This window comes from Nonomuraea antri, from assembly GCF_013283785.1.
In the GTDB taxonomy this organism is placed as follows: domain Bacteria; phylum Actinomycetota; class Actinomycetes; order Streptosporangiales; family Streptosporangiaceae; genus Nonomuraea; species Nonomuraea antri.
Window position 1 is genome coordinate 1 of record NZ_JABCPZ010000147.1, and the last position, 21,534, is coordinate 21,534.

The 21,534-nt window shown below is 71.0% G+C and carries 18 protein-coding genes; 4 read left to right on the plus strand and 14 right to left on the minus strand.

Annotation, left to right across the window (positions count from 1 at the left end; genetic code table 11):
- Window positions 1–881 precede the first annotated feature (881 nt).
- Window positions 882–1,517 (minus strand): TetR/AcrR family transcriptional regulator, encoded by a 636-nt coding sequence (locus HII36_RS35815; RefSeq protein ID WP_173527755.1) that lies wholly within the window; start codon window positions 1,515–1,517, stop codon window positions 882–884.
- 68 nt (window positions 1,518–1,585) lie between these two features.
- Here HII36_RS35815 and HII36_RS35820 point away from each other — a divergent pair, with 68 nt between their 5' ends.
- Entirely contained in the window at window positions 1,586–2,185 is a 600-nt protein-coding gene (locus HII36_RS35820; protein ID WP_173527756.1) for a hypothetical protein, read from the plus strand.
- 535 nt (window positions 2,186–2,720) lie between these two features.
- Here the strand turns inward: HII36_RS35820 and HII36_RS35825 are convergent.
- The 5 genes from HII36_RS35825 to HII36_RS35845 form a co-directional block, all read right to left on the minus strand.
- Window positions 2,721–2,915 (minus strand): hypothetical protein, encoded by a 195-nt coding sequence (locus HII36_RS35825; RefSeq protein ID WP_173527754.1) that lies wholly within the window; start codon window positions 2,913–2,915, stop codon window positions 2,721–2,723.
- A 34-nt stretch (window positions 2,916–2,949) separates the two neighbouring features.
- A complete protein-coding gene (locus tag HII36_RS35830; RefSeq protein WP_173527757.1) occupies window positions 2,950–3,219 on the minus strand; it encodes a WhiB family transcriptional regulator in 270 nt (89 codons plus the stop codon).
- A gap of 129 nt (window positions 3,220–3,348) precedes the next feature.
- On the minus strand, window positions 3,349–3,615 hold the full coding sequence (locus HII36_RS35835; RefSeq protein WP_173527758.1) for a hypothetical protein: 267 nt from the start codon (window positions 3,613–3,615) through the stop codon (window positions 3,349–3,351).
- A gap of 113 nt (window positions 3,616–3,728) precedes the next feature.
- Window positions 3,729–4,598, minus strand: coding sequence for an acyl-CoA thioesterase II (gene tesB, locus HII36_RS35840; protein WP_173527759.1), 870 nt, complete (start codon window positions 4,596–4,598; stop codon window positions 3,729–3,731).
- A 97-nt stretch (window positions 4,599–4,695) separates the two neighbouring features.
- Window positions 4,696–6,786, minus strand: a complete 2,091-nt coding sequence (locus HII36_RS35845) for an ATP-dependent DNA helicase UvrD2 (protein WP_173527760.1) — start codon at window positions 6,784–6,786, stop codon at window positions 4,696–4,698.
- Window positions 6,787–6,891: 105 nt separating this feature from the next.
- Here HII36_RS35845 and HII36_RS35850 point away from each other — a divergent pair, with 105 nt between their 5' ends.
- Both HII36_RS35850 and HII36_RS35855 read left to right on the plus strand, forming a co-directional pair.
- Window positions 6,892–7,794: an alpha/beta hydrolase gene (locus HII36_RS35850; RefSeq protein ID WP_328808034.1), complete on the plus strand. Its 903-nt coding sequence runs from the start codon at window positions 6,892–6,894 to the stop codon at window positions 7,792–7,794.
- Window positions 7,795–7,864: 70 nt separating this feature from the next.
- Window positions 7,865–8,113, plus strand: coding sequence for a mycoredoxin (locus HII36_RS35855; RefSeq protein ID WP_173527761.1), 249 nt, complete (start codon window positions 7,865–7,867; stop codon window positions 8,111–8,113).
- Window positions 8,114–8,202: 89 nt separating this feature from the next.
- On the opposite strand, the gene HII36_RS35860 is transcribed toward HII36_RS35855, so the two are convergent.
- The 5 genes from HII36_RS35860 to HII36_RS35880 form a co-directional block, all read right to left on the minus strand.
- Complete coding sequence (locus HII36_RS35860) at window positions 8,203–8,484, minus strand: hypothetical protein (RefSeq protein WP_173527762.1); 282 nt, start codon at window positions 8,482–8,484, stop codon at window positions 8,203–8,205.
- Between the two features lie 49 nt (window positions 8,485–8,533).
- A complete protein-coding gene (gene nudC, locus HII36_RS35865; RefSeq protein WP_328808039.1) occupies window positions 8,534–9,508 on the minus strand; it encodes an NAD(+) diphosphatase in 975 nt (324 codons plus the stop codon).
- 79 nt (window positions 9,509–9,587) lie between these two features.
- A complete protein-coding gene (locus HII36_RS35870; protein WP_236004211.1) occupies window positions 9,588–12,884 on the minus strand; it encodes an ATP-dependent helicase in 3,297 nt (1,098 codons plus the stop codon).
- On the minus strand, window positions 12,878–16,024 hold the full coding sequence (locus tag HII36_RS35875) for an ATP-dependent helicase (RefSeq protein WP_328808035.1): 3,147 nt from the start codon (window positions 16,022–16,024) through the stop codon (window positions 12,878–12,880). The genes HII36_RS35870 and HII36_RS35875 overlap by 7 nt, the downstream gene beginning before the upstream one ends.
- 222 nt (window positions 16,025–16,246) lie before the next feature.
- A complete protein-coding gene (locus tag HII36_RS35880) occupies window positions 16,247–16,876 on the minus strand; it encodes a glycoside hydrolase family 25 protein (protein WP_173527765.1) in 630 nt (209 codons plus the stop codon).
- A gap of 417 nt (window positions 16,877–17,293) precedes the next feature.
- Between HII36_RS35880 and HII36_RS35885 the strand changes: the two genes are divergently transcribed.
- Window positions 17,294–17,890: an NUDIX hydrolase gene (locus HII36_RS35885; protein ID WP_173527766.1), complete on the plus strand. Its 597-nt coding sequence runs from the start codon at window positions 17,294–17,296 to the stop codon at window positions 17,888–17,890.
- 21 nt (window positions 17,891–17,911) lie between these two features.
- Here HII36_RS35885 and HII36_RS35890 read toward each other — a convergent pair whose 3' ends face one another.
- From HII36_RS35890 to HII36_RS57105, 3 genes are all read right to left on the minus strand, one after another.
- A complete protein-coding gene (locus HII36_RS35890) occupies window positions 17,912–20,659 on the minus strand; it encodes a CDP-glycerol glycerophosphotransferase family protein (RefSeq protein WP_173527767.1) in 2,748 nt (915 codons plus the stop codon).
- A gap of 198 nt (window positions 20,660–20,857) precedes the next feature.
- Window positions 20,858–21,181, minus strand: a complete 324-nt coding sequence (locus tag HII36_RS57100; RefSeq protein WP_173527768.1) for an MGMT family protein — start codon at window positions 21,179–21,181, stop codon at window positions 20,858–20,860.
- Entirely contained in the window at window positions 21,169–21,528 is a 360-nt protein-coding gene (locus HII36_RS57105; protein ID WP_173527769.1) for a hypothetical protein, read from the minus strand. Before HII36_RS57105 ends, HII36_RS57100 begins: the two co-directional genes overlap by 13 nt.
- Between the last annotated feature and the right edge of the window lie 6 nt (window positions 21,529–21,534).

The window sequence follows — 21,534 nt, forward strand, 5'->3', positions numbered from 1 at the left end:
TTCCCACCCCGCGGCTCGCGCTCAGATACACCTGACTGCCTCAGCTACGCCTGTCCCCGGATCCACCTGTCCGGGATCCCGCCCTGTCTGGCATCCGCCTGCCTGGGATTCGCCTTGTCCGGGGTCCCGCCCTGCGCGGCATCCGCCTGCCTGCCTGGCATCCGCATGCCTCAGCTACGCCTGCCTGCGTGGGATTCGCCTTGTCCAGGACTCCGCCCTGCGCGGCATCCGCCTGCCCGGGATCCGCCTGCCTCAGCTACCCCGGCCCGGGGGTCGCCTTGTCCGGGATCCCGACCTGCTCAGCATCCGCCTGCCCGGGATGCGCCTGCCTGCGTGAGATTCGCCTTGTCCAGGACTCCACCCTGCGCGGCATCCGCCTGCCCGGGATCCGCCTGCCTCAGCTACCCCGGCCCGAGATTTGCCTTGCTTGGGAGCCCGCCCTGCCCAGCATCCGCCTGCCCGGGATTCGCCTGCCCCAGCTACGCCCGCCCGGGACTTGCCTGTCGGGATCCTGACCTGCCCGAGATTGCTTGCCCTCGGTCCGCCGTGCCCTCGGTTCGCCGTGCCCGTGATTCGCCGTGCCCGTGATTCGCCCTCAGGTTCGCCTTCCTGCGGCGACCACACCGGCATCGGCGTGATCTGCGCCAACGTAGGCCTCAGGTTCGGCTTCCCGCGGCGACTGCCCTCCCTCTAGGTCCGTCCCACGGCGAGGAGCAGCACCCTCGAGCCCGCCTCCCCGTGGTCGGTGAGGCCGGGCCTGGCTCGCCGTCTGCCTTGTGGATTGCGTGTGACAGCGTGAGAAGCCTGCGGAACAGGCTGGTTCGCGTGCCGCCCCAAATGGGTCAAGTCGTCCTGCGGAGTGGCATCCGGCACTCGGAGGTTCAGGGGTGGGCGAGGCCGGTCAGCAGGGCGTTCACGCCGTCGGCAAGGACGCGTTCGCCGGCCGCCCGTGAGTCGAGGAACCAGCCGGGCAACGGGCTGCGCAGGGCATGGGTGAGCTCGATGCTGACGATGCCGTGCATCGTGGTCCACAAGAGGTAGGCCGTACGGACCGGGTCATCGGAGATGATCAGCCGGGCTTCGATGGCGGCGGAGGTCGCGTCCGTGAGAAGGCTGAAGTTCAGTGCGAGTGCGTCGCGGCGCAGCTGTGGCGAGGGGTCGAAGTCGGGCAGCGGACGTTCGAACATGAGCGCGTACCGCGCCGGATCCTCCAGCGCGAACTCCCGATACCCCGAGGCCAGCGCCCTGATCCGGGCCAGCGGATCGGAGTGGCCGTCGAGCGCGGCGGTCAGGCGATCGCGCAGGGCGAGAAAGGCGCGCTGGTAGATCGCCGCGAGCAGGCCCGTCCGGCCGCCGAAGCAGGTGTAGATGCCCATCGTGGACGTCTGGGCCGCGTCGGCCACGCGCCGGAGCGTGAGGCGGGCCGCGCCCTGATCGTGAAGCACGCGGACGGCGGCGTCGAGCAGGGCCTGGCGGAGATCGCCGAGTTCTTTCGGGGTGCTTACATCGCCCGGCATGATCTCACTTTATCGGTCCATAACGCGCATGATAACGAGCGTTATCACCGACAGAAGGGACTCCAGAAATGCGTCTCAACCGGATCGCCGCGCTGGCCGGATTCGTCTGCGCGACAGTGCTCGTGATCAATAGCGCCCGCCGGGCGAACTTACTGCCGGAAACGGCGCTCACCCACGCCATCGCGCCGTTCGGGGCGCTGACCGGCCTGCTCACCATCACCGCGCTCTACCTGCTCATCCGGCGTACGGCGGGCACGCTCGGCCTGGTCGGCTACCTGCTCAACGCGGCGGGACTGGCCGGGGCGTTCGCGATCGAGTACATCCTGCACTTCGTCTTCCCCTATCTCGGCGGCGGCGTCATCAGCGGGCTGCTCGCCGGGGGTACGGGGCGGGCGTTTCTGGTCACATCCGTGGTTCTGCTGGCGGGGGTGCTGACGTTCAGCGCGGCGGCGATACGGAGCGGGGCGCTGCCCTGGGTGGGCGTGATCCTGTACGCGGTGGGCATGGTCCCCGGGTCGCTGCGGAACGTGGTTCCCGTGCCGGTCTTCCTGGCTGGGCTGGTGGTCGCGGCGGTGGGGGTGGCCTGGATGTCCACCCGTCTCTGGACGGCCGCCGGGGAGGACGAACTGCCGCTGGCCCCCGCCGCCGCTCGCCCAGCCCGGGCCTAACACTCCCCCACTCCCTCACCACCACTACCACCAACGGCCTCCCCCGGAATCGCAACTTGGATCCTTCCAGAGGGGGTGTGCGGGCCTGGCCCCCTGGGGGGCACGGACTTGGGCTTTCCGGAGGGTGCGGGCCTGGGCCTCCCCGGAATCGCGGCCTGGATCCTTCAGGAGGGTGCGGCGCTGAGGCCCTTGGGGGTGCGGGCTTGGTTCCTCTGGGGAGTGCTGGCATGGGTCACTCCGGAAGGCGCGGGCTTGGGCTCCTCCGGAAAGCACGGACCTGAGTCCCTCCGAAAGACGCGGGCTTGGGTCCCTCCGAAAGGTGCGGGCCTCCTGCGCGGACTCCCCACGCGGGTTCCCACCGAGGGTCGCGCGGGGTCGCGGCCCGGCGGTCCGGGTTCCGGGCCGGGGATCGTACTGAGGAAAAGGCCGGGAATGCGAAAGAGCCGGGCGCTGGATGCGCCCGGCTCCTGGGATCACTCTCCTGTGTGGTTCAGCTCACCGGGGAGATCCTGCGCCGGCGGCAGGATCTCCCCGATCAGAACTGCCGACCCAGGGCCCTGCGAAGGCGGTCGTTCGCCCGCTGGACTTCGCGGCGCGCCCGCTGTACGCGGTTCACGCGCGAGGCCAGGCGCTGTTCCGCCGCCTCCCGGTGGAGAGTTTGTATTCGGTCATTCACCAGGTCATGAAACAGATACGGCATCGGGTTGCTCCACTCGGAAATCGTGTTCATCGTTCTCGGCTTTCTTGTTCGTAGGTGCGGTGGATCAGGCAGCGACCGGGTGCTTGCGGGGACGCCCGCGAGGCCGCTTGCGGGGGACGACGGTCCCCCGGAGGATCAGTTCGCCGCCCCAGACGCCCCACGGCTCCTCGCGCTCGAGCGCGCGGGCCAGGCAGGCCTTCTGGATCGGGCAGCCGCCGCAGAGCGCCTTCGCGAACTCGACGTCGTCGGGCGACTCGGCGAACCACAGGTCAGGGTCGGTCCGGCAGGGGATCTTGGCTTCGTCGATCAGGTCCATGATCGTCTTCGCCCCCATCTGCTTCTCCTTTTGATCGATCTTTTTGAGCTGGGTCGGGCACCTCGTAGGTGGTCGGGGATCACGGACAAACAAAGAGGCCGCGGATCCTGTGTGCGGATCCGCGGCCTGGGGGCTGCTGTGTGCCGGTCAGGTTATGACCGGAGCATCCCTCCAGGGTTGCGGACCGCGCACTCCACCATTGGTGAGCTGCTGGGCCGGCAGGGCGATACGTGCGTGGTAGGCAGGAGCGCCTTCCGAGAACACACCGGTGCCGGCGTGTGCGCGGAAGTAGGCGGAGGCCTGGCTACGGGCAGACTTCTCCTGCCGCAGTCTGGCCGGGCCATCGACGAGCCTGACCGAGTTACGGCACGCGGAAGCGAGCCACTGCGTGGCCGACATCTTCATGCTGATCACCTGGACTCACCTCCGCTCTTCGAGATCGTCGGACAGGAGTGTCCGACTCGCTTGACCATGACCCTAAACCGGGAACCCGGGAAGGGGCAACATATTTTCTACCTGCGATTTTGTTACTTTGTCACGCGGATCATGGCCTCTTGGACCACCGAGACGACGAGGTCACCGGACGCGGTGAACATCTCACCCCGAGCAAGCCCCCGCGCACCCGCGGACCAGGGGGACTCCTGAGCATAGAGCAGCCAGTCGTCGGCACGGAACGGCCGGTGGAACCACATGGCGTGGTCGAGCGAGGCGCCCATGACGTTCGAGGCGCCCCAGGCCATGCCGTGTGACAACAGGATCGTGTCGACCAGCGTGTAGTCGGAGGCGTAGGCCGCGAGCACGACGTGCAGCAGCGGGTCGTCGGGCAGCTCGGCGTGGTAGCGGAACCACACGTTCGTCTGCGCGCTGCGCAGCTCCGGGTTCTGGTACGCCTCCCACGTCAGCGGCGAGGCGTAGCGTGCGTCGACCGGACGCGGCCGCGACAGCCACTCACGCAGCTCGTTGTTGTCGCCGACGAGCTCGAACATCTTCTCCTGGAACGTGGGCAGCGTCTCGGGATCGGGCACCACCGGCATGACCGACGCCTGGTGCGCCACGCCTTCCTCCATGACGTGGAACGACGCCGACATCGTGAAGATCGCCTTGCCGTGCTGCACCGCGACCACCCTGCGGGTGGTGAACGAACGCCCGTCGCGCACCCGCTCCACGTTGTACACGATGGGGATCGACGGGTCGCCCGGCCTGATGAAGTACGCGTGCAGCGAGTGCACGTTCCTGTCCTTGGGCACGGTACGCCCGGCGGCGACGAGCGCCTGGGCCGCGACCTGACCGCCGAAGACGCGCTGGATGCGCTCCTCCGGGCTCCTTCCCCGGAAGATGTCCAGCTCGATCTGCTCCAGGTCGAGCAGATCGAGCAGCTCCTTCAGCGCCTCGTTCACAGGTCCCCCTCGCGATAACCGTCTTGGTACAAGTTTGACGTGTGCCGCGCAGCGGGCGAAACCGGCCCCACCTGCTCTGATGATCCTTTGGTGAGGGTCAGTCGGTGGCGCGGCAGAGGCCGAGGACCGCCTCGCCGTACTTGTCCAGTTTGACGCGTCCGATCCCGGCGATCGACAGCAGGTCCTGCTCGGTGGTCGGCGCCCGTTCCGCGATCGCCTGCAACGTGACGTCCGTGAAGACCACGTACGGCGGCACCTTGCCCTCCTTGGCGACGGCCGTACGCCAGGCCTTGAGCCGTTCGAGCAGCCCCTCGTCGTAGTCGGCCGGGCAGGTGGCGCAGCGGCCGAGCTTCTGCTCGGCGGCGGCGACCAGCGTCTTGGCGCAGACGCGGCAGCTGACCGGGGCCGCGACCTGACGCCGTTCGCGCGCCGGCGTGGCGGCCAGGCGCGGCGGGCCGGAGGGACGGCCGGTGAGACCGTCGAGGAATCGGGAGGGCCGGCGGCTCTTGCGCCCGCCGGGCGCGCGGGCCAGCGCCCACGACAGGGACAGGTGTTCACGCGCCCGGGTGATGCCGACGTAGAGCAGCCGCCGCTCCTCCTCGATCTGCTCGGGCGTCTCGGCGTAGATGATCGGCAGCATGCCGTCGGTCAGCCCGACCAGGAAGACGGCGTCCCACTCCAGGCCCTTGGCGGCGTGCAGCGAGGCCAGCGTGACCCCTTCCACCGGCGGCGCGTGCTGCTCGCTGGCCCGGCGTTCGAGCTCGGCGACGAACCTGGGCAGGTCGGCGCCCTCGGCGGCCAGGTCTTCCGCCAGGTCGGCCAGGGCCTTCAGCGACTCCCACTTCTCGCGCGCCTTGCCGCCGCCGGGCGGGCTGGGCGTGAGCCCGATGCCGGTCAGGATGTGGTGGACCTCCGAGGCCAGCGGCTCGTCGGAGGCCGATCGGGCCGCGCCGCGCAGCAGCACCACCGCCTGGCGCACCTCGGGCCGCTCGAAGAAACGCTCCGCGCCGCGCAGCACGTACGGGATCTCGGCCTTGGCCAGGGCCTCCTCGTACGACTCCGACTGCGAGTTGATGCGGAACAGCACCGCGATCTCGCGTGCGGGCACGCCCTTGTCGAGCAGCTTGCGAATGGCCCTGGCGACGCCGGCGGCCTCGGCCGGCTCGTCGTCGTAGTCGGCGAAGGACGGCCTGGGGCCCTCGGGCCGCTGGGCGACGAGTTCGAGCCGGTGCGGCGACCGGCCCTTGGCGATCACCAGGTTCGCCAGGTCGACGACCTGCGGGGTGGAACGGTAGTCGCGTACCAGTTTGATGACGGCGGCCTTGGGATGCTCGACCGCGAACCCGGTCAGGTAGCGGGGGCTGGCGCCGGTGAAGGAGTAGATCGTCTGGTTGGGGTCGCCGACCACGCAGATGTCGTCGCGGCCGCCGAGCCAGGTGTCGAGCAGCAGCTTCTGCAGCGGGTTGACGTCCTGGTACTCGTCGACCACGAAGTAGCGGTACTGCTGGCGGATCTGCGCCGCCACCTCCTGGTGCTCGGTCATCACCGCGGCCGTGAGCTCCAGGATGGTCTCGAAGTCGACCAGGTGGCGTTCGCGCCTGATCTGCTCGTACGCCTCGTAGAGACGCGCCACCTCCTCCGGCGGGACGGGCGGCGTGCGGTGGTGCTTGGCCGCGGCGGCCACGTAGTCTTCCCAGCCGATCTGGCTGACCTTGGCCCACTCGACCTCGGCCGCGATGTCCCGCAGCTCGGACCGATCCGGATTTCTGCGGACCTGGCGGCACGCCTCCACGAGCACCGGCAGCTTCGACTCGATCACCGAAGGCGCCTCGCCGCCGATCACCCGCGGCCAGAAGTAGGTGAGCTGACGCAGCGCCGCGGCGTGGAACGTGCGTGCCTGCACGCCCGGCGCGCCCAGCATGCGCAGCCGCTGACGCAGCTCCCCGGCCGCGCGTGTGGTGAAGGTCACCGCCAGCACGCTCGACGCGTCGACGACCCCGCTGCGCACCGCGTACGCGATGCGATGGGTGATCGCCCTGGTCTTGCCGGTGCCCGCGCCGGCCAGCACGCACACGGGACCGCGCACGGCCTCCGCGACCTCGCGCTGCTCGGGATCGAGACCCGCCAGGACGTCGTCCACGCTGTTCACCTGTACATCCTCCCAGCCGGTGGCGGTGAAGGGCTCCATTCTGGCAACATGCGGCCGACGTCGATTCATCGTCATCGAGATGCAAAGAACTGGTCTCTTCCCCCACAATGGGGCCGACCATGTGCATTGGGGGAAAGGAAGGCCGTGCGAACAGCGGTTTGCGTGGGCGCGCTCGCGCTCGTTGCCGTCGCGCTGACACCCGGTGCCGCGCACGCCACCAGAGAGCCCACTCCGGCTCCGACGGCCGCCTCACCGACCGACCCCAACGGCATCGGCGGGCTCGCCGCCGAGACCATCTCGTACGGGCCGCACCCGCGCCAGACCATGGACGTCTGGTGGACCCCCGACGGCGTCAAGCGCCCCGGCGTCTTCCTGATCCACGGCGGCTGGTGGTCGTCGGGTGACAAGAAGTACATGACCGAGATCACCCGCACCTACGCCGACCTGGGCTACACGGTCTTCAACCTCAACTACCGCCTGTCCGGCAACGCGCCCTGGCCCGCGCAGCGCACCGACGCGCTCGACGCGATCGCCACCGCCCGCAGGCACGCCGAGCGCTGGTCGCTCGACCCGAACTCGTACGTGGTGGTGGGCTTCTCGGCCGGCGGCCACATCGCGGCCTCGGTCGGCACGTACGGCGACGGCATCTCCGGGCTCAAGGGCGTGGTCGGCCTGTCGCCGATCATCTCGCCGCTGCGCGCGTACAACGACGGCGACAAGACCCTCGACCCGAACAAGCGCAAGCTCCGCGAGGCCGCCATCCAGCTGGCCGGGGGCTGCGAGCCCAAGGGCAAGTGCTCCAGGATCTGGGCCAGCATGGAAGTGGCCTGGCACGCCAGCCGCAAAGACGCGCCGATGCTGACCATCCACTCCGAGGACGAGTTCGTGCCGCCGGTGCAGAGCCAGCTGCTCAAGCAGATGCTCGGCCAGGTCGGGGTGCCCGTGACGGTGGTCACCACGCCGGGCATCGCGCACAGTTCGCCGCTGTACCGGGAGCCCGGCGTGGCCGAGCGGGTGCAGGCGTGGATCGCCGAACGAATCGGGTAGGGATTACCCGGGCACTCCGGGTTGTTGCACGGAGCGCCTGATTTCCTGGACCTTGGAGGGATCTCCCAACATGGCGCTCACGGTCTACAGCACCACCTGGTGCGGCCCCTGCAAGCGGCTCAAGTCTCAGCTGGCCCGCGAAGGCATCAGCTTCAAAGAGATCGACATCGAACGTGATCCGTCGGCGGCCGAGTTCGTGATGAGCGTCAACAATGGAAACCAGACGGTGCCGACCGTGGTCATCGAAACCCCGAACGGTCGGGTCGTCCGCACCAACCCCTCCGCACTCGAGGTCAAGGCGCTGCTCGGCGCTTCGTGAAACACCGGAACCCCCGGCCTTGAGCGAGGCGGGGGCTCCGGGGCTAGCATGAGGTCTTGAGGACCTGGGTGCTAAGGTCACCCAGGTCCTCAGTTGTGCGAGTGAGTGTCCAGTTTGTGCTCCAGGCGCTGGATGTCGGCCTTGAGCTCGGTGCGAACATCACTGATGTCCTGCTTGAGCTCGGCCCTGCTGATCAGGATCTCGGTCCTGATGTCGGTCGCGGCCAGAGCGATCGCGCCGCTCACGGCGTCGGTGATCTTCCGGGTCTGCGCATCGATCTTGTCGTTGATGGCGGCGTCGATGGCGGCGAACTGGATGGCGAGCTTCTGCCGCTCGAGGTCCAGCAACTGGTTCATGTGTTCGTCTTTCATGGGCATGACTTTACACTCTCCGTTACGGCCTGTGACGCATTTGACACTACTACCAATCCCCCGTCAGCGGCCCGCCATACCACGTCTCGATCAGCCGGCGGGCGATCGACACCGCCGGCGGCAGCCGGAGCTCGCCGCTCTCCAGCGCCTCGGCGATCTCCTTGCGTGAGAACCAGCGCGCCTCGGCGATCTCCTCCGTGTCGGGGGTCAGCGTGGTCGTGGTGGCCTCGGCGAAGAAGCCGAGCATGAGGCTGCGCGGGAACGGCCACGGCTGGCTGCCCAGGTAGCGCGGGTTGACCACGCTGATGCCGACCTCCTCGGCCACCTCGCGCACGACCGCGTGCTCCAGCGACTCGCCCGGCTCCACGAACCCGGCCAGGATCGACAGCCGCCCCTCGGGCCACTGCGGGCCCCGCGCCAGCAGGCAGCGGTCGTCGGTGTCCCTGATCAGCATGATGACGGCCGGGTCGACGCGCGGGAAGTGCTGGCTGGCGTCCTTCGGGCAGACCCGGATGTGGCCGCCGGCCTCGACGTTCGTCCTGGTGCCGCAGCGCGGGCAGTGTTCGTGCGTGGCGTGCCAGGCCTCCAGCGCGACCGCGTAGACCAGCAGGCCCGCGTCCCTGTCGCCGAGCAGGCCGCCGACCTGGCGCAGCCCGGCCGAGACCGGCTCGCCCTCGGGGGTGTCGGCCAGGCTCATCGGGATCGTCACGCGGCCGTTGACGTCGCCGCTAGAGATGCCGGGCAGCGGCGCGGCCACCGCGAAGTAGGCGATCCCGCCCTCGACGCCCAGCAGGTAGCGCTGCCCGGGCGGCGCGTCGGCCGGCGTGAACAGCACCGCGCCCACCTCGTCGCCCACCCGGCGCACCAGCGTGTGGCCGTTGTCGATGACCAGCACCCTGGTCGTCGGGTCGGCCCAGGCACGTTCCAGCCAACCGTCGTCGGCGCGCAGCGCCGACGACCTGTCGATGGTGCCGCGTGCGAGCAGCAGTGGTCCGATGAGCTGCTCTTGCGCGCTCGTTTCCACAGTCACCCTTCCCGAATCCTCTGACATCCTATGGCCCGCTCTTCCACCGCCCGGGGCCTTCGCGCAGCCGCCCAGACCCCTACGAAGAGGTCGGGACGGCCTCGATGAGCGCCACCAGGCCGGCCGCGTCCAGCAGGTTCACCGGACGCACCGTCCGGTTGGCCCGGACGTAGTGGAAGGCTGCCCCCACGTCTTCGAGTGGCACCCCCGCCAGCTCCGACCAGGCCAGTCGGTAGGCCGCCAGTTGCACGCCCGCGGCCTTGGCGGCCTTCCCCTTGGGCGGTTGCCCGGTCTTCCAGTCGACGACCTCGTAGCCGCCCTCAGGACGCTCGAAGACCGCGTCCATCCGCCCGCGCACCACCCGGTCCGCGATCATCGTCTCGAACGGGATCTCCAGGTCGATCGGCCGCCGGTCGGCCCACTCGCTCTGCTCGAAGCGTTCCTGCAGCTCGGCCAGCCGCACGTCGGCCTCTTCGACCTCCTCGTACGGGTCGAGGTCGAAGTCGTCGATCAGCCGCTGCTGGTCCCAGCGGGTCTCCAGCCACCGGTGGAACGAGGTGCCGCGGCGCGCCAGCGGCGCCGGCTTGCCCGGCACCGGACGCCTGATCCTGCGCGCCAGCTCCCTGGCGTCGGTGGCCAGCGTGACCAGCGACGACACGGTCAGCTTGGCGGGCAGCTCGACGGTGGTCGCCGGCCGCCGCCGGTTCAGCTCGCGCTCGCGCAGCAGCAGGTCGGTGTCGCGGTCCCAGGCCCGCAGGCGTTCCTCCTCGAACTCGCGCAGCGGCTCGTCGTCCTCGTCCGGGTCGAGCGTGCCCGCCAGCGCGCTCTCGACCAGGTGCGCCCCGTCGAGGACGGACTCGTAGCGCAGCCCGGCGGGCTCGACCGGCCAGGTGGACTCGGCCGGCTCGGCGAGCAGCGGGTTGGACGCGCCCTCGGCCAGGTCATCGGCCCAGAACGAGACACGGTCGGCGGTGTCGCGGATCTCCAGCAGGAAGTCGGACGGCGACAGCGGCTTGGTGGCCGTGCCCCAGCGGTACCCGGAGGCGATCAGGTGGTAGTGGGCGCGCGTGACGGCCACGTACGCCAGCCGCCGCTCCTCCATCAGGTCACGGTCGCGGCACAGCTCGTCGAAGACGAGCAGATCCTCCTTGGTCAGCCCGGACAGCCGCGGCAGGTCGGCCGCGTCGCCGCGCAGCGGGTAGGGCAGCTTGCGCGGGTTGTCGGTCCACCGGCTGTTCGTGACCGGGGTGGCGGGGAAGATGCTGCCGGTCGCGATCGTCCCCTTCGAGCTGACCAGCTGCGACAGCCCAGGCACGACCACGACCGGCCACTCCAGGCCCTTCGACGCGTGCACGGTCATCAGCTTGACGCTGTTGCTCTCGCCGACCCGTCCGGCCTCCAGCCCGAACTCCTCGCTCTCCGCCGCCTCCAGGTAGGCCAGGAACGCGCCCAGCGTCGGGTCCTCGGAGTCGCCGGCGAACCTGGACGCGGCGTCCTGGAAGGCGTCCAGGTCGGCGCGGGCGGCGAACGCGCCGACGGAGCCGCTGCGCGCGGCGACCTCGACGTCGAGGCCGAGCCGCCGCTCCACCTCGGTGATCAGGTCGGGCAGCGGCTGCGCGGTGTGCGCCCTGAGCTGGCGCAGCTCGTGGGCGAGCGCGATGAACCTGGTGCGGGCGGCCGGCGAGAACGTCTCCAGCCACTCCTCCCTGTCGGGCAGCTCGTCGAGTGCGTCGACCAGGCTGCCGCGCTCCTCGGCCAGGTCGGCCACGACCTGCTTGAGCGGGTCCTGCTCGCGGCTGCTCTCGCTCAGCTCGCGGGCCAGGGTCCTGGCGCACTCGCCGAGCGCCTTCAGGTCGGCCGGGCCGATCCGCCAGCGCGGGCCGGCCAGCAGCCTGGCCAGGGCGTCGCCGGCGGTGGCGTCGTACAGCACGCGCAGGGTGGCGACGATGTCGCTCACCTCGGGCACGGTCAGCAGGCCGCCGAGCCCGACGACCTCGACCGGGATGTCGCGGTCTTCGAGCGCGCGGCGGATGGCCGGGAACTGCGAGCGCTTGCGTGCCAGGATCGCCACGTCCTGAGGCTGCAGCGCGAGGGTCTTCTTGCGTTCCTTGTCGCCCCACGGCAGCCCGTCGGGCGCGACCTCCTGGCCGAGCAGCCCGGCGACACCGGCCGCGATCCACCTGGCCTCGTCTTCGGCGGTCTCGTGGAAGGCGCAGGTGACGCGGCCGCGATCGACCCGGTTCGCGCCGGGGATCAGCACCGGGACCTCGCGGGCCTCCATGCGCAGCGGGAGCTGGACGCGGGCGGCCACGTCGAGCACCCTGTCGCCGTTGCGGAAGCTGACGCTGAGCTGCCTGACCGGGGCCTGATCGCCGGTGCTCGTCCTGAAGTCCTGTGCGAAGCGGCGCAGGTTGCCCGCGGACGCGCCGCGCCAGCCGTAGATCGACTGGCAGGGGTCGCCGACCGCGGTGACCGGGTGGCCGTCGCCGTACAGCGAGCGCAGCAGCACGAGCTGGGCGTGGCTGGTGTCCTGGTACTCGTCGAGCAGCACCACCGAGAAGCGGGAGCGCTCGATCTCCCCCACCTCCTTGTGGTTGGCCGCGATGCGCGCGGCCAGCGACATCTGGTCGCCGTAGTCGATCACCTCGCGGGCGCGCTTGAGCCGCTCGTACGCCGCCACCAGCGGCAGCAGCTGCTCCCTGGCCGCCTGGACGGAGACCGGCCGGCCCTGGGCGGCGATCCGCCGTCCTGGCAGCGCGTCGTAGCGTTCCCTGAGCCAGTCGCCCACGCCGCGCACGTCGGCGCCGGCCCGCAGGTGCTCCGACAGCTCGCCGGCCAGTTCGAGCACGGCCGCGGTGACCGACGGCGGGCCCAGCTCGATCTTGTCCATCGGCCCGTCGTACATGGCCACCACCCGCGAGGCGAGCTGCCACGACACGGCCGGGGTGACCAGGCGCATGGTGGGTTCGAGCGCCTCGCGCAGCGCGTGGTCGGTGACCAGGCGGGCGGCGTAGGCGTGGTAGGTGGAGACGGTCGGCTCGTCGTCGAGCATGCCCGGCTCGACCAGACCGGCCTCGGCCAGCCCCTGCAGCCGCTCCCTGACGCGGGCCGCCAGCTCGGCCGCGGCCTTGCGGGTGAACGTGAGCCCGAGCACGTTCGCCGGTTTGACCAGGCCGTTGGCGACCAGCCAGACGACTCGTCCGGCCATCGTCTCGCTCTTGCCCGAGCCCGCGCCCGCCATGACCACCATGGGTTCGAGCGGCGACTCGATGACCGCCGCCTGCTCGGAGGTGGGCGGCAGGATGCCGAGCTTGTCGGCCAGCTCGACCGGGTTGAGCGTGATGCGTCCCGCGTTGGGTGTGTCGCCGTTCAGCAAACCTGGCCCCCGTTGTCGTTGACCGGACAGCTCGCCCTGGCCGCGCAGGTGCGGCAGCCGTCGTTCACCTTGGCCTGGAAGACCGGGCCGGACATGCCGATGGCCACGGTGTCGACCAGGTCCCTGGCCCAGCCGGGGTTCTGGTCGTCGCCGAGCGCGCCCTGCTTCTGCTCCAGCGCCTCGTTCTTGCCACCGGCCTTGCCGAGCTGCACCAGCGCGGCGCCGCCCGGCTCGGTCATGCCGTGCCTGGCGAAGGCGCCGAGCAGCGCGGCGAGCTGGTAGACGCCGAGCTGCGGGTGCCGGTCGAGGTCGCCCGCCTTGGGCTTGGAGCCGCCGGTCTTGAGGTCGATGATCACCGCGCGCTCTTCCGCGTCGCGCTCCACCCGGTCGACCCGTCCCTTGATCTGCACGCCTTCCGACACCATGGCGACGAACGACTCCTCGGTGGCGACGAGGTCACGCGGGTTCTCCTCGTGCCAGCGCAGGAACTTGCCGATCATCTGCTCGGCCACCTGGCGCTGCTTGCGGTTGTACCAGACGCCGCCGAAGTCGAGTTCGTGCCAGACCTCGTCCAGCCGCTCGCCGAGCCGGTCCTCCCTGGGCAGGTCGCCGGCGGCGAGGACGGCCAGCGCGTGGATGACGTTGCCCAGCCCCTGCGCGGTGCTGGTGCCGCCGGAGCCGACCGCGGTCTCCAGCAGCCAGCGCAGCCCGCACTTGGTGAAGCTCTCCACCGCGGACGGCGAGATGCTGACCGTGTCGTCCGGCCAGCTCAGCGGCCGGTCGTCGGAGATCTGGGTGAGCGCGTACCAGTCGTTGGGATGCGCGCCCTGCACGCCAGCCGCGGCCAGCCGGGCGAGCTGCCGCGCCGCCTTTTTACGCATTTTTCCGGGCTTGGTGGGGTCGGTCACCACGCTGCGCAGATCCGCCACCAGCGCGGACAGGTTCAGCCAGCGCGCCCGATCGTCGACCGTGGCGTCCTCGACCGCGCCCGGCATCAGCTCCGACAGGAACCTGGACGGCCGCTCGTCGGTGTCCTCGCCGCCCACCGCGGTCACCACCAGCCGGTGCCGCGCCCTGGTCACGGCCACGTAGAACAGCCTGCGTTCCTCGGCCAGCAGCTTGGAGGCCAGCGAGGCGGCGTTCGTCTCCAGGCCCTGGGACACCTCGACCAGTTCGTCCACGCCCAGCATCAGCCCGCGCAGCCGAAGATCGGGCCAGACGCCCTCCTGCACGCCCGCGACCACCACGACGTCCCATTCGAGGCCCTTGGAGCGGTGCGCGGTCAGCACGCGCACCGCGTCGCCGTCGGGCGCGCGGTCGGCCAGCGAGTCGCCGGGGATCTCCTGCGCGGCCAGGTCGTCGAGGAACACCTCGGGGCCCGCCTTGGGCATCCGGTCCACGAACGTGGCCGCCCGGTCGAACAGCGCCACCACGGCGTCGAGGTCCCTGTCGGCCTGCGCGCCCCTGGGCCCGCCCGACAGGCTCAGCTCGGTCCAGCGCTGGGAGAGCCCGCTGCCGTGCCAGACGGCCCACAGCAGGTCTTCCGCGGTGCCCTGCTCGGCCACCGCGGCCCTGGCGGTGGCCAGCAGCCTGGCCACCCGCTTGATGGGCAGCGTGACGTGCTCGTCCTCGACCCTGATCAGCTCGCGATCGTCGTTGATGGCGGCGACCAGCAGCTCGCCGGACGACCGTGGCGGGGCCGGCTCCTCCTCGTCGGCCGCGGCCCCGGCGGCGGCGTTCTCGGCGATCTTGAGTGCGCGGCGGAGCCGGCGGACGCCGATCATGTCCGTCCCGCCCAGCGGTCCGGTCAGCAGTTCCTCGGCCACGCTCTCGTCCAGGTAGGCGGGGTCGAGCGCGACCCTGAGCATGGTCAGCAGCGGGCGTACGCCCGGCTCCTGGGCGATCGGCACCTCGTCGCCGGCGATCATCGTGGGCACGCCCGCGTTGACCAGCGCGCGCCTGAGCAGCGGCACCTGGCGCCTGGCCGAGCGCACCAGCACCGCCATGCGATGCCAGGGCACGCCGTCGATCAGGTGCGCCCGGCGCAGCGTGTCGGCCACGACCGCGGCCTCCTGGCTGGTGCTGTCGGCCAGCAGCACGCGCAGGGCGCCTTCCTCCATCTCGGGCGGCGCGTTCAGCTCGCGGTGCCCGTGGCCGTGACTGAGACCTTCCGGCGTGGGCGCGGCGGGCAGGCGGGCGGCGACGCGGCGCGAGGCTTCGAGCAGGTCCGCGCCGCTGCGCCGGGAGACGCGCAACGCCAGCACCGGGGCCACGTCGCCGTCGCGGGTCCTGAAACGCTCGGGGAACTCCATGAGCGCGCGGACGTCCGAGCCGCGGAAGCCGTAGATCGACTGGTCGGGGTCGCCCACCGCGATCAGGTCGCGGCCGTCGCCGGCGAGCTGGCTCAGCAGCAGCTCCTGCGCCGGGTCGGTGTCCTGGTACTCGTCCACGAACACCACTTCGTGCGCGGCGCGCTCGCGCTTGCGCACCTCGGGGTCGGCCAGCAGCGCGGCGGCCGCGTTGACCAGTTCCGGGTACGTGAACGCCGGATCGGGGTCGATGTCGAACCTGCGCTCGTAGCGTTCCATGAAGCGCCCGGCCGCCCGCCAGTCCGAGCGGCCGTGCCGCCGGCCCAGCTCCACCACGCGCGGCCCGTCGAGACCGCGCTCGGCGGCCCGCGACAGGAAGTCGCGCAGTTCCTCGGCGAACCCGCGCGTCGTGAGCGCCTCGCGCAGCGACAGCGGCCAGTCGAGCGCGCCGCGCTCCAGCTCGCCGTGCAGCAGCCGGCGCACTTCGAGCAGCTGCTCGGGGCCGGTGAGCAGGCGCGGCGGCGGCGTGCCCGCGCGCACCGCCTCGCGCCGCAGCAGCGCGTACGCGTAGGAATGGAACGTCAGCGCCAGCGGCGACCTGGTCGTGCGGCGCAGCCGGGCCGTCACGCGCTCCCTCAGCTCGTACGCGGCCTTGCGGCTGTAGGTGAGGATGAGCACGCGTTCTGGGTCGACACCGCGGCGTTCGATGCGCTCGACCACGCTCTCCACGATCGTGGTCGTCTTGCCGGTGCCGGGACCGGCCAGGACGAGCAGGGGGCCGCTCCGATGGGCGACCACGGCACGCTGGTGCTCATCGAGCGCAGGAGGCACGGCAGGCCCTGTGCTGCCACGTCGCACCAACCGCCAGGTCTGACCACTCACAGCACTAGATTCCACCAGACCACAGGGGTAGATCGTGCCGACTTGACCGGTCTCCCCACGCGATCCGCCTACGGTAGCGGGGGAAATATCGGGATTCACGCAGGCACGCCGGTGGGAACACGACGACGCCGGGACCCCCTGGTTCGGGATCCCGGCGTCGTTGACGTGCTCTTACTTGCGGCCGAGCGCCTTCAGCTGGTCGACGGACAGCTTGGACACGTTCTGGTCCACCGGGTCGTCGGTGTACTGGTGGATGGCGACGGACTTCCAGTCACCCGGAGGCGTCACCGTGCCCTTGGCCTTGCTGTAGTGGGCCACCCACAGCGGGTACTGCTCCAGCCCGTCACCGTAGGTGTCGGCGAAGTACCAGCCGCTGTACAGCATCGGCTTGACGCCGGTCTTGGACTCGACGTGCTGCAGCCAGCGCTTGGCCCAGGCGTTGACCTCGCCGACGGACTTGCCGTCCGTGGTCTCCAGGTCGAGCACCAGCAGGTCACCCTGCTTGGCGGGCTGCTTGTTCACCACCGAGAGGAAGTGCTCCGCCTCGGCGACCGGGTCGTTGCCCGGGTGGCCGTAGTGGTAGGCGCCGCGGACGATGCCGTTCGCGTCCAGCTCGGCGTAGTTGCGGGCGAACTCGGAGTCGACGAAGTCCGTGCTCTCGGTGGCCTTCACGATGCCGAACTTGGCGCCGCTGGAGGCCCAGTCGTGGCCGGACTCGTGGTGGGAGATGTCCTGACCGTAGGTCAGCTGGCCCGGGTTCGCCGGGTTCGTGTCTGCGATCGCAGGCCCGGAAAGGCCCACACCTGCCGCGATGACGGCCGCACCCAGCAGAGAGCCGGCGCGCAGTCAGTCAAAGATGCGGGTCAGGGTCATGCGGTTTTCCTCCTGTGGACATGCACCGCTACCGGCACGGCACCCGGAAAGGCGGGGACCGTCCGTTCACGCAGGGGTGTCTGAGCCTGGGATACCTGTCGGCGACGGCGGGGGATGCGCCAGGCCCTTTGCGATGCCCTGGCCCACGCAAACCTTCGGCATGGACCGGGCCTTTCTTGGCCGTCGTTGCGAGGTATAACGGCCAGGCGTCCGCCATCATTCCCAAAAGCCCAGGTCAAGCACCCTGCTTCGGATTCCCCGGAATGTTCGGCGGATCCCGCACATACGTAGCGTTCGCTCAGGTAACGTTGAGTTAACGTCGAGCTCGATATGGGGGTCGGTCGCATGCGCTGGCAGGTCCACTCCGAGAAGTCGCTCTACGCCGACGCCTGGCTGGACATCCGGGTGGCCGACGTCGAACTGCCCGACGGCAGGCGGCTCGACCATCGCCTCGTCCGCACCGCCCCGGGGGCCGGCGCGCTCGTCACCGACGGCAGGGAGCGGGTGTTGCTGATCTGGCGGCACCGCTTCATCACCGACAGCTGGGGCTGGGAGATCCCGCTCGGCCAGGTCGACGAGGGCGAGCCGCCCAGGGAGGCGGCGGCGCGCGAGGTCGAGGAGGAGACCGGGTGGCGGCCGGGGCCGCTGCGCCCGCTGATGTGCATCCAGCCGACGAACGGGTTCTCCGACAGCCTGCACCACGTCTACCGGGCCGACACCGCCACCCACATCGGGCCGCCGTCCGACCCGTGGGAGGCCGAGCGCATCGAGTGGGTGCCGCTGTCGGACATCCGCAAGCTCATCGACGGCGGCGAGATCGTCTGCGGCACCAGCATGTCGGCGCTGCTCTACCTGCTCACCGAGCCCCGCCGGGGCGGGGCGAACCAGGACCGGCCGTTCCTGCTGACCGACCTGCCCAGGCTCCCCGGCCGCGACGTCTGACGCCCGGGGATCCTCTCCGCGTCAGGAGAACAGGTGGTCGACCACGCGGGCCGTGGCCTTGCCGTCGTCGCGCGGGGCGAACGTGGCGCGGAAGGCGTCGTAGCGGTCGGCGTGCGCGGCGGCGACCTGGTCGATCGACCGCAGCGCGTCGATCACCTCGGCCGATGTCGACAGCACCGGCCCCGGCGCCTGCTCGGCCAGGTCGAGGTACATCCCGCGCTTGGCCGAGTATTTCGCCAGGTCGTAGCCGTAGAAGACGATCGGCCTGCCGGTCGCGACGAAGTCGAACATGACCGACGAGTAGTCGGTCACCAGCACGTCGGTGACGAGCAGCAGATCGGCGATGTCCGGATACGTGGTGACGTCGTGGGCGATGTCGGGGACGGCGGGCATGGCCTGCATCGGGTGGGCCCGCACCAGCAGCTCGTGGTCGGCCCCGAGCGCCTCGCGCGCCTTGGCCAGGTCGAGCTTGACCATCGCGTTCTTGCGGTCGTAGTCGCGCCACGTCGGCGCGTACAGCACCACCCGCTTGCCCTCGGCCAGGCCGAGCCGCTCGCGCACCGCCGCGGCCAGCTCGTCGCGATCGGGCGAGGTGAGCACGTCGTTGCGCGGCAGGCCGCTCTCCAGGATCTCGCCCTGGTAGCCGAACGCCTTGCGCAGCAACGGCGTGGCCCACGGCGACTGGGAGATCAGCAGGTCCCAGCCGCGCACCTCGGCCGCCTGCCGGTGCCAGACCGGCGGGCGCGGGTCGCGCGACATGTGCGGCAGGTCGTTGCCGACCTTCTTGGCCGGGGTGCCGTGCCAGGTCTGCACCACCACCTGGTCTTCGCGGGCGCGGAACCAGGCGGGCAGGAACGCGTTGGTGACGATGTGCCGCGACCGGGCCAGCGCGGCGTGGTGCTCGCGGCTGCCCGCCCGCACCACCTTCGCCGGGCCGGGAGGCGTGAACGCGCCGTCCTTGACGATCCAGATGTGCTCGCGGTCGTCGCCGCGGCGCAGCCGCTCCTCGTAGATGGCCCGGACGCTGTCGGCGTAGAGCCGGCCGTCGTTGACCACGTAGACGGTGGCCTCGTGGAGCGGCTCGGTGCGCTGGGCCGGGTAGAAGACGCGGCGCAGCACGTGGGTGCCCGCGACGCCCTTCTCGTCGGCCGGGCGCTCCTCCTCGACCGTGACCACCGGCACGTCGAACCTGGTGGAGATCATCCGGTAGGCGCGGCCGTCGAAGGCGCGCGGGCTCTCGTCGAGGCCGGGCAGCGCCGCGTGGTCCATCCGCAGCGGGACGATCTCCCCCGACGGGTGGCGGATCGACAGGTTCCAGGTGCCCGCGGCCAGCGGGACGGACTCGCCGAAGCGGTCCATCGAGGCCGGCGCCAGGCGCACCGCGAACGTCTCGCCGGAGCGCTCCATCGGCACGTGATAGGACAGTCCGGAGCGGTGCCGCAGCGTGAGCACCCGGGGCCCGGCCGTGTCGGGGTAGCGGCCGCGCAGAACGAGGGAGCCGCCCTCCCACGCCGTCTCGGTGATCACCGGGCGGATGCGGTGCGCGGAGACGACCACCCGGTCGCGCCGGTCGCCCAGCACGGTGATCTCGCGATCGCCCACCGCGGTGCGGGTCTCGACCAGGTCGGCCAGCATGACCGAGGCGGCCGGGTCGCCCTTGGGCTCGACCCAGAGACGCCGGCCGTCCTTCTCCTGCAGCAGCGCGGGCACGGCCAGGCCGACCAGCACCTCGGTGCCGCCGGTGACGGGCGTGAAGTCGGCCGCGATGCGGTGGCCGCCCAGCCTGGCGTGGCCCTTGGTGACCGTGCGGCCGGGCAGGAAGATCTTGAGTTCCAGTCGTTCGCCGTCGACCGAGACGCCGGCGAGCTCGGCCCGGTTGGGCTGGAGCACCACCTGCAGCGCCCGATCGGACGTCCACACCGGGCGCACCCACCAGCCCGGACGCAGCTTGAGCCCGGCGGGCCGCTCGCTGCGGCCCATGGACGAGCCGCGCAGCAGACCCGTGGCGCGGGCGCCGCGGCTCCAGAAGACGATCTCGGCCCGCCAGGTCGTGGTGTCACGCACGGCGGGACGGTGGCGCAACCGCCGCCGCACCGCCGAGACCACGCCGCGCACCGCACCGCGCCAGCGCAGCGGCCACGGGCTCAGCTCGGCGGTGAAACCGGACCAGTCGTAGTTGCAGCCGGGCTCGCGGGCGCCGTGCGTGGCCTCCGGCGCGAGCACCCGCCGCGTGCGCATGCGCACCGGGGGCAGCCAGCGCGGGCCGCGCAGCACCACGGTGGCCCGGTTGAACCTGCGGCTGCGGACCGACAGGCCGGCCAGGTAGGCGAACCCGTTGATGCGCAGCCTGCCGTCGGCCCAGACGATGTCGTCGATGTGCGTGACCGGCGCCAGGTCGGAGCGGCGCAGCCGGTAGAGGTCGGGCGACAGTTCGTCGCGCAGGGGCAGGTCGGCGTACCAGCGCAGGCCCTTGCGGATGCGCTTGGACGGCTCCGCCGCCGCGGTGACCACCTTGACCAGCGTGTCGCCGTCGACGAGCTCGGCGTCGGGCCGGTGCTCGATCAGGTGGCAGATGAGACGCCTGGCGACCGGCAGGTCGCGCTTGACGCCCGTGTCGACGCTCGCGAGGTAGGGCCGGACGAGCGTGACGAGCTCGCGCCTGCGTGCCGCGCCGCGCTTGACCGCCTGGTCGATGCGCGCGCCCAGGGGGCCGCCGAGCACCTCGGAGTCGAACGCCGCGTCACGGCCGCCTGGCCCGACGGCACGCATGACCGTCTCGAGCGGTTCGCCACGATCGCAAAGATCCTGGACAGCCTTGATGCGGTCGGCGCGCGAATCGCCGCCCGGGCTCTGGGCTGTGACGCCGGTGGCCATCGGGGGGCACCGCCTTTCGGGCCGCCATCAGTGTTCTAGCCATGGTAATGGGCGTCACATGCCACAGAATCGCAACTTGGGCGAAAGTGCAGGTCAGGGAGTTTCCTGAGAATCGGCTGAACGGCCGTCCCAGCGGGCCAGCCGCATGTTCACCCGTTCGCCGCGCACCGGGGTGCCCTCGTCGCGCCAGTGGGCCAGGCAGCGCCGCACGTGGTCGGGGGCGGCGCCGCTGCCGTCCGCGTGCACGACGCGCCACCAGGGCACGCCGCCGCCCCAGGTGGACATCACCTTTCCGACCTGCCTCGGGCCGCCTTCGCCCAGGTATTCGGCGATGTCGCCGTACGACATGACCTTGCCCGGCGGGATGCGCTCGACCAGGTCGAGCACCCGTTCCGCGAAGGGGTTCACCGGCTCCACGCGGCCGGCCCCGCCTCGACGATCTCGTCGAATCTGCCGATCTCCATCACGCCGCCGCCGGCGACGACCTCGATCACGCCGTCGCGCAGCGCGTAGACCTCGCCGTCCTCGCCCACCAGGCGCCCGCCGAGCACGGCGGACAGCCGGACGAGCTGGGCCACCTGCCAGTCGGACCCGGGCTCGCCGACCACCTGGCTCGCCCACCTGGCCACGGCGTGCGCGCCGTCGTCGTGCCTGGCGACGATCTCGTCAGAGTCGCGCAGCTCGAAACCCGCCGGCGCGATCGCCCTCGCGAGCTCCGCGAAGGCGAGTGGTGTTTCCCGCACCACCCGCAGCTCGTATCCCATGACGGC

Coding starts and splice junctions, on each gene's coding strand:
- HII36_RS35815 (WP_173527755.1), bottom strand. CDS start 1,517: ATGCCGGGCGATGTAAGCACCCCGAAAGAACTCGGCGATCTCCGCCAG.
- HII36_RS35820 (WP_173527756.1), top strand. CDS start 1,586: ATGCGTCTCAACCGGATCGCCGCGCTGGCCGGATTCGTCTGCGCGACA.
- HII36_RS35825 (WP_173527754.1), bottom strand. CDS start 2,915: ATGAACACGATTTCCGAGTGGAGCAACCCGATGCCGTATCTGTTTCAT.
- HII36_RS35830 (WP_173527757.1), bottom strand. CDS start 3,219: ATGGGGGCGAAGACGATCATGGACCTGATCGACGAAGCCAAGATCCCC.
- HII36_RS35845 (WP_173527760.1), bottom strand. CDS start 6,786: ATGGAGCCCTTCACCGCCACCGGCTGGGAGGATGTACAGGTGAACAGC.
- HII36_RS35855 (WP_173527761.1), top strand. CDS start 7,865: ATGGCGCTCACGGTCTACAGCACCACCTGGTGCGGCCCCTGCAAGCGG.
- HII36_RS35860 (WP_173527762.1), bottom strand. CDS start 8,484: ATGAAAGACGAACACATGAACCAGTTGCTGGACCTCGAGCGGCAGAAG.
- HII36_RS35885 (WP_173527766.1), top strand. CDS start 17,294: ATGCGCTGGCAGGTCCACTCCGAGAAGTCGCTCTACGCCGACGCCTGG.
- HII36_RS35890 (WP_173527767.1), bottom strand. CDS start 20,659: ATGCGTGCCGTCGGGCCAGGCGGCCGTGACGCGGCGTTCGACTCCGAG.
- HII36_RS57105 (WP_173527769.1), bottom strand. CDS start 21,528: ATGGGATACGAGCTGCGGGTGGTGCGGGAAACACCACTCGCCTTCGCG.